At 54.0% G+C, this 12581-nt stretch carries 8 protein-coding genes, 1 tRNA gene and 3 rRNA genes; 3 read left to right on the forward strand and 9 right to left on the reverse strand.

Annotated features, from left to right (window positions below; translation table 11 throughout):
• Positions 1-311: 311 nt before the first annotated feature.
• From dsbA to C2E16_RS00015, 3 genes are all read right to left on the reverse strand, one after another.
• On the reverse strand, positions 312-941 hold the full coding sequence (gene dsbA, locus C2E16_RS00005) for a thiol:disulfide interchange protein DsbA (protein ID WP_038629215.1): 630 nt from the start codon (positions 939-941) through the stop codon (positions 312-314).
• 25 nt (positions 942-966) lie between these two features.
• Entirely contained in the window at positions 967-1953 is a 987-nt protein-coding gene (locus C2E16_RS00010) for a serine/threonine protein kinase (protein WP_084969883.1), read from the reverse strand.
• A 74-nt stretch (positions 1954-2027) separates the two neighbouring features.
• A complete protein-coding gene (locus C2E16_RS00015; protein WP_038629220.1) occupies positions 2028-2297 on the reverse strand; it encodes a YihD family protein in 270 nt (89 codons plus the stop codon).
• A gap of 51 nt (positions 2298-2348) precedes the next feature.
• Here C2E16_RS00015 and mobA point away from each other — a divergent pair, with 51 nt between their 5' ends.
• Both mobA and mobB read left to right on the forward strand, forming a co-directional pair.
• Positions 2349-2957: a molybdenum cofactor guanylyltransferase MobA gene (gene mobA / locus C2E16_RS00020; RefSeq protein ID WP_052133975.1), complete on the forward strand. Its 609-nt coding sequence runs from the start codon at positions 2349-2351 to the stop codon at positions 2955-2957.
• Positions 2957-3475: a molybdopterin-guanine dinucleotide biosynthesis protein MobB gene (gene mobB, locus C2E16_RS00025; RefSeq protein ID WP_084969882.1), complete on the forward strand. Its 519-nt coding sequence runs from the start codon at positions 2957-2959 to the stop codon at positions 3473-3475. The genes mobA and mobB overlap by 1 nt, the downstream gene beginning before the upstream one ends.
• Positions 3476-3579: 104 nt before the next feature.
• Here the strand turns inward: mobB and rrf are convergent.
• The 4 genes from rrf to C2E16_RS00045 all read right to left on the reverse strand — a co-directional run bounded on the left by rrf (position 3580) and on the right by C2E16_RS00045 (position 8707).
• Positions 3580-3695, reverse strand: a 5S ribosomal RNA gene (gene rrf, locus C2E16_RS00030).
• A gap of 208 nt (positions 3696-3903) precedes the next feature.
• A 23S ribosomal RNA gene (locus tag C2E16_RS00035) occupies positions 3904-6808 on the reverse strand.
• Positions 6809-7003: 195 nt separating this feature from the next.
• Positions 7004-7079 (reverse strand) — tRNA-Glu (locus tag C2E16_RS00040).
• Between the two features lie 85 nt (positions 7080-7164).
• Positions 7165-8707: ribosomal RNA gene (locus C2E16_RS00045) — 16S ribosomal RNA — on the reverse strand.
• Together the 16S, 23S and 5S rRNA genes with 1 tRNA gene alongside form the textbook arrangement of a ribosomal RNA operon.
• 523 nt (positions 8708-9230) lie before the next feature.
• Between C2E16_RS00045 and mdtD the strand changes: the two genes are divergently transcribed.
• A complete protein-coding gene (gene mdtD, locus C2E16_RS00050) occupies positions 9231-10634 on the forward strand; it encodes a multidrug transporter subunit MdtD (RefSeq protein WP_038630187.1) in 1404 nt (467 codons plus the stop codon).
• On the opposite strand, the gene rbsR is transcribed toward mdtD, so the two are convergent.
• Together rbsR and rbsK are read right to left on the reverse strand one after the other, a co-directional pair.
• Positions 10631-11629 carry a ribose operon transcriptional repressor RbsR gene (rbsR, locus tag C2E16_RS00055; protein ID WP_368900320.1) on the reverse strand — a complete coding sequence of 333 codons (999 nt, stop codon included), beginning with the start codon at positions 11627-11629 and terminating at the stop codon, positions 10631-10633. The two genes, mdtD and rbsR, sit on opposite strands and share 4 nt — an antisense overlap.
• A gap of 5 nt (positions 11630-11634) precedes the next feature.
• Positions 11635-12564: a ribokinase gene (rbsK, locus tag C2E16_RS00060; protein ID WP_084970092.1), complete on the reverse strand. Its 930-nt coding sequence runs from the start codon at positions 12562-12564 to the stop codon at positions 11635-11637.
• Positions 12565-12581: the final 17 nt, after the last annotated feature.

The raw sequence follows: 12581 nt of genomic DNA on the forward strand, positions 1-12581 counted from the left end.
TTTATCACCTGTGGATAACTTTGTGCGCAAAAATACTAACGTATTGTTATTTACGTAAATATACAAATTTAACAGCAAATAAAGTTTATAAAATCAAAAGGTTGGATCAACAGAAAGATCCATATATGCAAAATAACGAAACAGATCAAATGTGGATATAAATATTGAAGATCCTTTTTCTCGACGATCCCTTCTCAGACGCGTGTTTCCGATCGTGTGATGAGTGGTTGTTTTTTCGACAGGGCTGCGGGAAAGTATACTGTAAGAATAAAAAAACGCCGGGACTCCCGGCGTCTTTTTTTAGACCGTTTTTACTTCTTATCGACCAGGAATTTTACCACGTTGGCATATTGCTGAACGAAATTATCCATAGAACTGGTATCAAGTCCGCCGTTATTCACCATGTATTTACCATTGACGAACATCGCCGGCACGCCACGCAGATCAACATCTGCCGCCGCTTTTTGCTGCTGAGCGACCAGCGCTTTGACGGCGAAGCTGTTCCATGCAGCGTCATAATCTTCAGGCTTAATATTGGCCGCTTTGATAAAAGCGTCTTTCAGACTGGCCGGATCGGTGATGGTCTGGGTTTTCTGGATCCCGTCAAAAAGCGGGCCAGTCACCTGATCTTCCACGCCCAGCGCCAGCGCAACCGCCCAGGCATGAGTAACGATCGGGCCAAGTTCGCCGCCAAGGAAATCAACGTGATACTTCGTGACTTTGACGCCTTCCGGGAGCGTTTTCTTTACGGCATCGCCAACATGATAAACGCGCTCAAACTGGTAGCAGTGCGGACAGAAGAAGGAGAAAAACTCCATTACTTGAGGCTCGCCTGCGACCGGCTTATCCAGCGTGACATACTGCTGACCATCGGTAAACTGCGCCGCTGAGGCGCTGAACGCCAGAACAAGGCCAACCAGCGCAATCCATAATTTTTTCATTTGAGATTTTCTCCTTAATCAAACATCAGTATTCAGGCATTAACCGCAACGGCGGCTGCTGTAACACAGTATTTTGCTCTGCGAAAGACGCTATTTGTCTGCGCCAGAAATCCTCTTCCGTCATCCACGGAAAGCTGCGCGGAAACGCAGGATCTTGCCAGCGGCGAACTATCCACGCCAGATAATAAACCATGCGCATAGCGCGTAAAGGCTCAATCAGTGACAATTCATTAATATCAAAGTCCCTGAATTCGCTGTATGCCTCCAGCAGGATATCCCACTGGATGCGCTGCTGCTGACGATCGCCATTCACCAGCATCCAGAGATCCTGAACGGCTGGTCCGGTGCGCGCGTCATCCAGATCGACAAACAACGGCCCATCGCGCCACAGTATATTACCGGGATGGCAGTCGCCATGAAGACGTAATGGCGCCCAGCGAGTATGCCAGCATTCTTGTAAAGTTTTGCTTAGCTGACCAATTACGTCGTTTAATGTTTCTCTTAACGAAGAGGGCACCAGGCTGCACTGGCGCAGGATCTGCGCAGGCTCGTTGATATATTCTTCCAGCCCGATAGCAGGACGCGCGACAAAAAGCTGCCGCTCGCCACACTGATGTATCCGGGCGATAAAACGTCCGACCCCTTCCAGCTGATCGTCGTTATCAGTTTCATACTGGCGACCGCCAAGACTGGGAAATATCGCAAACCAAAAACCATCGTGCTGATGCAGCGTTTTACCGTTAAGCATGAGCGGCGGCGCCAGCGGCACCTCATCCTGCTGCAGCTCAAGGGCAAACTGATGTTCTTCTTCGATCTGTTCACGGCTCCAGCGCTGGGGACGATAGAATTTCACTACGTAACGACGCCTTTCCTCATCCGAGAACTGATAGACGCGATTTTCGTAGCTGTTGAGCGCCGTCAGGCCGGAATCGACGCGCAGGCCGGTGTCCCAAAGCGCATCAATAATGGTGTCAGGATTAAGGGTTTGAAAATTAAAGGCAGTGGTATCCATCGTGCATCTCTGCTCAGTGTCAGAATCGGGTAAGAATAACACCGATCGGTTAGCACGACAGAAGACCGACGTGATTAATCTTTAATTATGCCGCGCGCGCGCAGCAGCGCCGTTTTGAAATCTTCTTCATAATCTTTTTTGAGGCCAGGAATGGCTTCCGTTTTATCCGCGCCGCGCATTTTCAGGTGATAGATCAGGATATCGTCGGTTAAGGTGTGGAGCGGGCCGTCAAAACCTGACTCTTTCGCCAGTTTTTGCAAAAATTGCAACAGGTTGAGATCCGGCTCGTTTTGCCAGGCAGGTAGCAACAGTTCCAGTAGTTCATTCAGTCGATGGTATTTCATAATGTTGTCCGGGATGATTGACTAAACGCTACGTTAGCAGGGTTATTCCCCATGAAAAGAGAGGTCTTAAAGGTGGTTTATCCGCGGGAAGCAGTATCTGGTGTAATTCTGGCTGGCGGACGCAGCAGTCGCATGGGCGGACAGGATAAAGCGCAGCTGATGTTACAGGGCAAACCGCTTTGGCAGCATGTCTGGCAGCGGCTGGCGCCGCAGGTTCATGACATTAGCATCAGCGCCAATCGCCATCTGGATCGTTATCCCCAGGACCAACTACGCGTCATTACCGATACCCTGCCCGATTTTCCCGGTCCGCTGGCCGGTATGTTGAGCGCACTCCAACAGGTCGATAGTCCATGGTTCGCCTTTTCCGCCTGCGACACGCCCTTTATTCCTGAAGATTATGTGACGCGTCTCTGGCAGCAAAAGCAACAGGCGCCAGCCGTATGGGTGCGTTCCTGCGAACGCGATCATCCCGCGCTGGCGTTGGTTAGCCGAGATATTTTGCCTGAGCTTACTATTTACCTGAACAGCGGTGAGCGGCGAGTAATGTATTTTCTGCAAAGCGTTGGCGGACATGCGGTACAGTTCGATGAGGATGAACGTGCTTTTGTAAATATTAATACGCCCGACGAGTTACAGCGTTATGAGGAGAAGGTTTGATGCTGCCGATACTGGCGATTGCCGCCTGGAGCGGAACCGGGAAAACAACGCTGCTTAAACAGCTGATACCTTTGCTAAAGCAGCAGGGAATCCGTCCAGGCCTGATTAAGCATACGCATCATAATATGGATATCGATACGCCAGGCAAGGACAGCTATGAGCTGCGTAAAGCGGGCGCCGATCAGGTATTGGTAGCCAGTCAGCAGCGTTGGGCGTTAATGACGGAGACGCCTGACAACGCAACGACAGATTTCACTTTTCTGGTCAGCCGTATGGATGAGAGTACGCTGGATATCATCCTGGTGGAAGGTTTTAAAGATGAGCCCATACCGCGTATTTTGTTATGGCGCGATCGTGACGATGCAGAATGGGAGACGCTGATAGATGAGAGAGTGATCGCTATAGCCAGCGACTCTCCGCTTAATACGCCCGTTCCCTTGCTGGATCTGAACGATCCACCGCAGATAGCCGCTTTTATAAAAGTATGGCTGGCTTCCGTTAAGGGAGAGGCTATTTGATATTATATTGCAGGACGCCTTTTACACTATTTCAGGCGTCTTTTTCATAAAACGCAGAGACGAAAAAGCCTCAGCTTACGCTGAGGCTCTGTCGTTTGTTTGATGCCTGGCAGTTCCCTACTCTCGCATGGGGAGGCCCCACACTACCATCGGCGCTGCGGCGTTTCACTTCTGAGTTCGGCATGGGGTCAGGTGGGACCACCGCGCTCTTGCCGCCAGGCAAATTCTTTGTGCCGGAAACGAATCTCCCGCGCTGCTGCTGCGTTGGCCGCATTCGCATCACTCAGTCACATACCGCTGTATGCTCCTTCCTGATGTCTCATTTGCCGCCTTGCTTCAGCGCAACATCTTTCGTTTCCGCAGATTTCTTTTATCCGGTAAACAAAGCTGAAAATCGTCTCTCATCCCCAAAACGCCTGTGGCGTTGTAAGGTTAAGCCTCACGGGTCATTAGTACCGGTTAGCTCAACGCATCGCTGCGCTTACACACCCGGCCTATCAACGTCGTCGTCTTCAACGTCCCTTCAGGAGACTCACGGTCTCAGGGAAGACTCATCTCGAGGCAAGTTTCGTGCTTAGATGCTTTCAGCACTTATCTCTTCCGCACTTAGCTACCGGGCAGTGCCATTGGCATGACAACCCGAACACCAGCGGTGCGTTCACTCCGGTCCTCTCGTACTAGGAGCAACCCCTCTCAGTCTTCCAGCGCCCACGGCAGATAGGGACCGAACTGTCTCACGACGTTCTAAACCCAGCTCGCGTACCACTTTAAATGGCGAACAGCCATACCCTTGGGACCTACTTCAGCCCCAGGATGTGATGAGCCGACATCGAGGTGCCAAACACCGCCGTCGATATGAACTCTTGGGCGGTATCAGCCTGTTATCCCCGGAGTACCTTTTATCCGTTGAGCGATGGCCCTTCCATTCAGAACCACCGGATCACTATGACCTGCTTTCGCACCTGCTCGAACCGTCACTCTCGCAGTCAAGCCAGCTTATGCCATTGCACTAACCTCACGATGTCCGACCGTGATTAGCTGACCTTCGTACTCCTCCGTTACACTTTGGGAGGAGACCGCCCCAGTCAAACTACCCACCAGACACTGTCCCCACGCCAGATTATGGCGCCAGGTTAGAACATCAAACATTAAAGGGTGGTATTTCAAGGATGGCTCCACGCAGACTGGCGTCCACGCTTCAAAGCCTCCCACCTATCCTGCACATCAAGGCTCAATGTTCAGTGTCAAGCTGTAGTAAAGGTTCACGGGGTCTTTCCGTCTTGCCGCGGGTACACTGCATCTTCACAGCGAGTTCAATTTCACTGAGTCTCGGGTGGAGACAGCCTGGCCATCATTACGCCATTCGTGCAGGTCGGAACTTACCCGACAAGGAATTTCGCTACCTTAGGACCGTTATAGTTACGGCCGCCGTTTACCGGGGCTTCGATCAGGAGCTTCTCTTGCGATAACCCCATCAATTAACCTTCCGGCACCGGGCAGGCGTCACACCGTATACGTCCACTTTCGTGTTTGCACAGTGCTGTGTTTTTAATAAACAGTTGCAGCCAGCTGGTATCTTCGACTGGCTTCGGCTCGGGGAGCGGGTCCCTCCACCTACATGCCAGCGTGCCTTCTCCCGAAGTTACGGCACCATTTTGCCTAGTTCCTTCACCCGAGTTCTCTCAAGCGCCTTGGTATTCTCTACCTGACCACCTGTGTCGGTTTGGGGTACGATTCACTGTTACCTGATGCTTAGAGGCTTTTCCTGGAAGCAGGGCATTTGTTGCTTCAGCACCGTGGTGCCTCGTCGTCACGCCTCAGCCTTGACCTTCCGGATTTGCCTGGAAAGTCAGCCTACACGCTTAAACCGGGACAACCGTCGCCCGGCCAACATAGCCTTCTCCGTCCCCCTTCGCAGTAACACCGAGTACGGGAATATTAACCCGTTTCCCATCGACTACGCCTTTCGGCCTCGCCTTAGGGGTCGACTCACCCTGCCCCGATTAACGTTGGACAGGAACCCTTGGTCTTCCGGCGAGCGGGCTTTTCACCCGCTTTATCGTTACTTATGTCAGCATTCGCACTTCTGATACCTCCAGCATGCCTCACAGCACACCTTCGCAGGCTTACAGAACGCTCCCCTACCCAACAACGCATTCGCGTCGCTGCCGCAGCTTCGGTGCATGGTTTAGCCCCGTTACATCTTCCGCGCAGGCCGACTCGACCAGTGAGCTATTACGCTTTCTTTAAATGATGGCTGCTTCTAAGCCAACATCCTGGCTGTCTGGGCCTTCCCACATCGTTTCCCACTTAACCATGACTTTGGGACCTTAGCTGGCGGTCTGGGTTGTTTCCCTCTTCACGACGGACGTTAGCACCCGCCGTGTGTCTCCCGTGATAACATTCTCCGGTATTCGCAGTTTGCATCGGGTTGGTAAGCCGGGATGGCCCCCTAGCCGAAACAGTGCTCTACCCCCGGAGATGAATTCACGAGGCGCTACCTAAATAGCTTTCGGGGAGAACCAGCTATCTCCCGGTTTGATTGGCCTTTCACCCCCAGCCACAGGTCATCCGCTAATTTTTCAACATTAGTCGGTTCGGTCCTCCAGTTAGTGTTACCCAACCTTCAACCTGCCCATGGCTAGATCACCGGGTTTCGGGTCTATACCCTGCAACTGAGCGCCCGGTTAAGACTCGGTTTCCCTGCGGCTCCCCTATACGGTTAACCTTGCTACAGAATATAAGTCGCTGACCCATTATACAAAAGGTACGCAGTCACCCTCATAAATGAAGGCTCCCACTGCTTGTACGTACACGGTTTCAGGTTCTTTTTCACTCCCCTCGCCGGGGTTCTTTTCGCCTTTCCCTCACGGTACTGGTTCACTATCGGTCAGTCAGGAGTATTTAGCCTTGGAGGATGGTCCCCCATATTCAGACAGGATACCACGTGTCCCGCCCTACTCATCGAGCTCACAGCACATGCATCTTCGTGTACGGGACTGTCACCCTGTACCGTGCGCCTTTCCAGACGCTTCCACTGACACACATGCTGATTCAGGCTCTGGGCTGTTCCCCGTTCGCTCGCCGCTACTCAGGGAATCTCGGTTGATTTCTTTTCCTCGGGGTACTTAGATGTTTCAGTTCCCCCGGTTCGCCTCGTTAAGCTATGTATTCACTTAACGATAGTGTGACGAATCACACTGGGTTTCCCCATTCGGACATCGCCGGCTGATAGCGGTTCATATCACCTCACCGGCGCTTTTCGCAGATTAGCACGTCCTTCATCGCCTCTGACTGCCAGGGCATCCACCGTGTACGCTTGGTCGCTTAACCTCACAACCCGCAGGCGTCTTGCGACACCGCATGGTGCGAGAAATTGAGAGACTCTGAACAGTTCTTTATGCAAGAAGCTGCTCTTTCAAATTTTCAGCTTGTTCCGGATTGTTAAAGAGCAATATCGTAAAGCTGACTCGCAAGTCAGTTTTAGGATATGACGGGTACGCGACTTTCACTCACACTACCAGCAAGTGGCGTCCCCTAGGGGATTCGAACCCCTGTTACCGCCGTGAAAGGGCGGTGTCCTGGGCCTCTAGACGAAGGGGACACTGAAGTCTGCTTCGCAAGACGCCTTGCTCATACTTTCTATCAGACAATCTGTGTGAGCACTTCACGGGAAGGTATCAGCTTGGTAAGGAGGTGATCCAACCGCAGGTTCCCCTACGGTTACCTTGTTACGACTTCACCCCAGTCATGAATCACAAAGTGGTAAGCGCCCTCCCGAAGGTTAAGCTACCTACTTCTTTTGCAACCCACTCCCATGGTGTGACGGGCGGTGTGTACAAGGCCCGGGAACGTATTCACCGTGGCATTCTGATCCACGATTACTAGCGATTCCGACTTCATGGAGTCGAGTTGCAGACTCCAATCCGGACTACGACGCACTTTATGAGGTCCGCTTGCTCTCGCGAGGTCGCTTCTCTTTGTATGCGCCATTGTAGCACGTGTGTAGCCCTGGTCGTAAGGGCCATGATGACTTGACGTCATCCCCACCTTCCTCCGGTTTATCACCGGCAGTCTCCTTTGAGTTCCCGCCATCACGCGCTGGCAACAAAGGATAAGGGTTGCGCTCGTTGCGGGACTTAACCCAACATTTCACAACACGAGCTGACGACAGCCATGCAGCACCTGTCTCACGGTTCCCGAAGGCACTAAGGCATCTCTGCCGAATTCCGTGGATGTCAAGACCAGGTAAGGTTCTTCGCGTTGCATCGAATTAAACCACATGCTCCACCGCTTGTGCGGGCCCCCGTCAATTCATTTGAGTTTTAACCTTGCGGCCGTACTCCCCAGGCGGTCGACTTAACGCGTTAGCTCCGGAAGCCACTTCTCAAGGAAACAGCCTCCAAGTCGACATCGTTTACGGCGTGGACTACCAGGGTATCTAATCCTGTTTGCTCCCCACGCTTTCGCACCTGAGCGTCAGTCTTCGTCCAGGGGGCCGCCTTCGCCACCGGTATTCCTCCAGATCTCTACGCATTTCACCGCTACACCTGGAATTCTACCCCCCTCTACGAGACTCAAGCCTGCCAGTTTCAAATGCAGTTCCCAGGTTAAGCCCGGGGATTTCACATCTGACTTAACAGACCGCCTGCGTGCGCTTTACGCCCAGTAATTCCGATTAACGCTTGCACCCTCCGTATTACCGCGGCTGCTGGCACGGAGTTAGCCGGTGCTTCTTCTGCGGGTAACGTCAATGACGGCGCGTATTAAGCACCATCCCTTCCTCCCCGCTGAAAGTACTTTACAACCCGAAGGCCTTCTTCATACACGCGGCATGGCTGCATCAGGCTTGCGCCCATTGTGCAATATTCCCCACTGCTGCCTCCCGTAGGAGTCTGGACCGTGTCTCAGTTCCAGTGTGGCTGGTCATCCTCTCAGACCAGCTAGGGATCGTCGCCTAGGTGAGCCGTTACCCCACCTACTAGCTAATCCCATCTGGGTTCATCCGATGGTGTGAGGCCCGAAGGTCCCCCACTTTGGTCTTGCGACGTTATGCGGTATTAGCCACCGTTTCCAGTGGTTATCCCCCTCCATCGGGCAGATCCCCAGACATTACTCACCCGTCCGCCACTCGTCAGCGAAGCAGCAAGCTGCTTCCTGTTACCGTTCGACTTGCATGTGTTAGGCCTGCCGCCAGCGTTCAATCTGAGCCATGATCAAACTCTTCAATTAAAGTCTGATGCTCAAAGAAAAACGTCGTAATGAATTACGTGTTCACTCTGAGACTTGATACTGCAAATGTGTTTTGCGATATCCGTCCTGTGAGTGCCCACACAGATTGTCTGATAAATTGTTAAAGAGCGGTGCGACCGGCGCTTCGTGCCGTTGTCGCGAGGTGGCGTATATTACGCTTTCCTCTTTCAGAGTCAACCCCTTTTTCAGAAGTTTTTCTCCGGCGATTCAGGCTTCGCTGAACCGCCTGACCGTGCCGACCAGAAGCCGTTGTGCCGTGTCAGTGGAGGCGCATTATAGGGAGTTATTGCGGGCTGACAAGTACTAATTGCAAAAAAATGTCCGGGCGTTTCTTTTTTGGCCAATGAACCCTGAAAATCCGCTTTTCTGCCGTTTTATTCGCCTGCCCGGTGCGTTTTATAGCCCGCTTTTAGCAAAGTGGCGTGCTTTAGCTGATGCTATCCTCTATTTTTCTGCCGAATTTTCTTATGGCTGCGGTAACTATAAAGAAGAAGGATGCTTGATGATCAAATCTGCGCGCAGTATGGCCGGTCTCCCCTGGATTGCTGCGATGGCTTTTTTTATGCAGTCTCTCGACGCAACGATATTAAACACCGCCCTTCCCGCTATCGCTGACAGCCTGCAACGCTCTCCGCTGGCGATGCAGTCCGCGGTTATCAGCTATACCCTGACGGTGGCGATGCTGATTCCGGTCAGCGGCTGGCTGGCTGACCGCTACGGCACGCGCAAAATCTTTATCATCGCCGTTTCTCTGTTTACCTTAGGCTCTTTAGCCTGCGCCCTGTCCGGCTCGTTAATGGTATTGGTGATCTCGCGTATTGTTCAGGGCGTTGGCGGCGCCATGATGATGCCGGTCGCGCGTCTGGCGCTATTGCGCGCCTATCCACGTAGCGAACTGCTGCCGGTATTAAACTTCGTGACGCTGCCGGGACTGGTGGGGCCGGTGGTCGGTCCGATGCTTGGCGGCGTTCTTGTTACTTACGCCACATGGCACTGGATATTCCTGATCAACATCCCTATCGGCATTCTTGGCATTGTCTATGCGCGCAAATATATGCCGGACTTCACCACGCCGCGTCGCCGCTTCGATTTGACGGGCTTCGTCCTGTTTGGGTTTGGTCTGGTGCTGCTTTCCAGCGGCATTGAGCTGTTTGGGGAGAGGATCGTCTCAAGCGCCATTGCCGCCGCCGTCTTGCTGGGCGGACTATTGCTCCTGCTGCTCTATATTGCGCATGCGCGCCGACACCCCTCGCCGCTGATCGGCCTGCCAATGTTTAAAACTCGCACCTTTTCGATTGGCATCCTGGGAAATATCGCATCGCGACTCGGCACCGGCTGCGTGCCTTTTCTGATGCCACTGATGTTGCAGGTCGGGTTTGGTTATTCGGCGATTATCGCTGGCTGCATGATGGCACCGACTGCGATTGGCTCAATGCTGGCGAAATCCACCGTCACCAGCGTGCTGCGTAGGCTGGGCTACCGCACTACGCTGGTTGCCATCACCGTGATTATCGGCCTGTTTATCGCCAGCTTCGCTATGCAATCTCCGGGAATGAATATCGCCGTTCTGCTGCTGCCGCTGTTTTTGCTGGGCATGGCGATGTCGACGCAGTTCACCGCGATGAACACCATCACACTGGCCGATCTTACTGATGAGAACGCCAGCAGCGGCAACAGTATGCTGGCGGTCACGCAGCAGCTGTCGATTAGTTTTGGCGTGGCAGTCAGCGCCGCCGTGCTGCGCTTTTACGAAACCGTCGGCGGTACGACGGTGGAACAGTTCCACTCCACCTTCCTGACGATGGGCGTGGTAACCGTTCTGTCAGCGCTGGTCTTTATGCTGCTGAAGCCAGGCGACGGTCGCCATTTGATCAGCGACCGTGAAAAACGTCGTAAGAAGGCTTAACGCACCACGGATTGACGTTCAATCAGCTCTGGCGTCAGCACCAGCCTTTGCTGGCTGGCGCCGGGCGTTTTCAGGCGATGAATTAAGGTATCGATCGCCAGCTCGCCCAATTCATCCTTCGGCTGATGGATAGTCGTCAGCGGCGGCGTCATATAACGCGCCAGTTCAATATCGTCATAGCCCATGATCGCCATATCTTCCGGGATGCGCAGCCCGGCCTGATAAAGCGCATGGTAAGCGCCGACGGCCATCGCGTCATTGCTGGTAAATACCGCCTGCGGCCGCGTTTTGCACGCCAGCAGCGCGTTCATGCCGTTATAGCCGCCCTGAAATTCAAAATCGCCGTTGACGATATATTCCGGCGGCAACGAAAGCCCCGCCGCCGCCATCGCTTTTTTAAATCCTTCCAGGCGCAAACGCGCCGGCGTTTTATCCAGCGGCCCGGCAATGCAGGCGATGCGCCGGTAGCCGCGATCGATGAGATAGCCGGCGGCCAGTTCGCCGCCTAATAACGAATTGTCCTGAATAATGTCGCTGTCACCTTCAAACGGTGCCCAGTCCATCATTACGGAGGGAATGCCGGGATAACGCGTCAGGATGTCGGCAGAGGGGAGATGGCTTTCAGTACACATGATCAACAGACCATCCACGCGCTTTTGCAGTAGCGTTTCCAGGCTGCGGTTCATACGATCCTCGTCGCCTTCCGTATTGCACAATACCAGGCTATAGCCGCGCTCGTAACAGCTGTTTTCCACGCCGCGCACCACTTCGGCGTAGAAGGGGTTGCTGCTGGCGGTAAGCAGCATGCCGATAGTATGGGTCTGGTTAATCTTCAGGCTGCGCGCCAGCGCAGAAGGCGCATAGTTAAGTTCGCGGATCGCCGCTTCGATTTTCTCGCGTATCGCTTCGCTGACAAAACGGTTGTTGTTGATAACGTGCGAAACGGTCGAGGTTGAGACGCCCGCCAGACGGGCGACATCTTTCATAGTGGCCAATCCGCTTACCCCTGCTGCTGTAAGAAGCGGTCAATCTCTTCCCGCCAGGGCACCGACGGCTGCGCGCCGGAGCGCGTCACGGCAATTGCGGCGGCGGCATGGGCGAAACGCACCGCCTCCGGCATCGCCTGCTGTTCCAGCAACGCGGTAATTAACGCGCCGTTGAAGGTGTCGCCCGCCGCGATAGTATCCACCGCCTGCACGCGAAAGCCAGGAATGCGCTGCCCCTTGCCGTTTTCGCTCAGCCAGACGCCGCGGCTGCCCAGAGTAATCAGTACCTGCGCGATGCCTTTCTCATGCAGTGCCGCCGACGCTCTTGCCGCATCCTCATCGCTTTTTACCGCAATGCCGGTCAGCACTTCCGCTTCGGTTTCATTGGGCGTGATCATATCCACCAGCGCCAGCAGCTCATCAGAGAGCGGCGCGGCGGGGGCGGGATTGAGGATAACGCGAGTCTGATGCTGTCGGGCGATTTTCGCCGCAGTCAGCACGCTCTCCAGCGGCGACTCCAGCTGCATCAGCAGCGCGGAGGCCTCAGCGATCACCTGTTGATGCTGCGTCACTAAATCAGGGGTTAACGCCGCATTGGCGCCGGCATGAATGCCGATGGTGTTCTCGCCCTCGCCGTTGACGAAAATGAGTGCCACGCCGGTGGTTGCGCCGTCAATAACGGAAACGGGCGTGGTATCGATACGGTCGGCGGCCAGCTGCTGGCGGATGCGCTCGCCGATATCGTCCGCGCCGACGCAGGCGATAAAGGCGATATGCGCGCCGCTGCGTCCTGCGGCGACCGCCTGGTTCGCCCCTTTACCGCCGAAAGCGACCTGATACTGCTTCCCGATCACCGTTTCGCCGGGGCGAGGGAACTGCGTCAGATTTAAAATATGATCGGCATTGATGCTGCCAAGTACAGCGAGTTTAGCGGATTGCGTCATTCGGGGTTCATCCAGAA

It is taken from the genome of Mixta calida, from assembly GCF_002953215.1.
GTDB classification, from domain to species: Bacteria; Pseudomonadota; Gammaproteobacteria; order Enterobacterales; family Enterobacteriaceae; genus Mixta; species Mixta calida.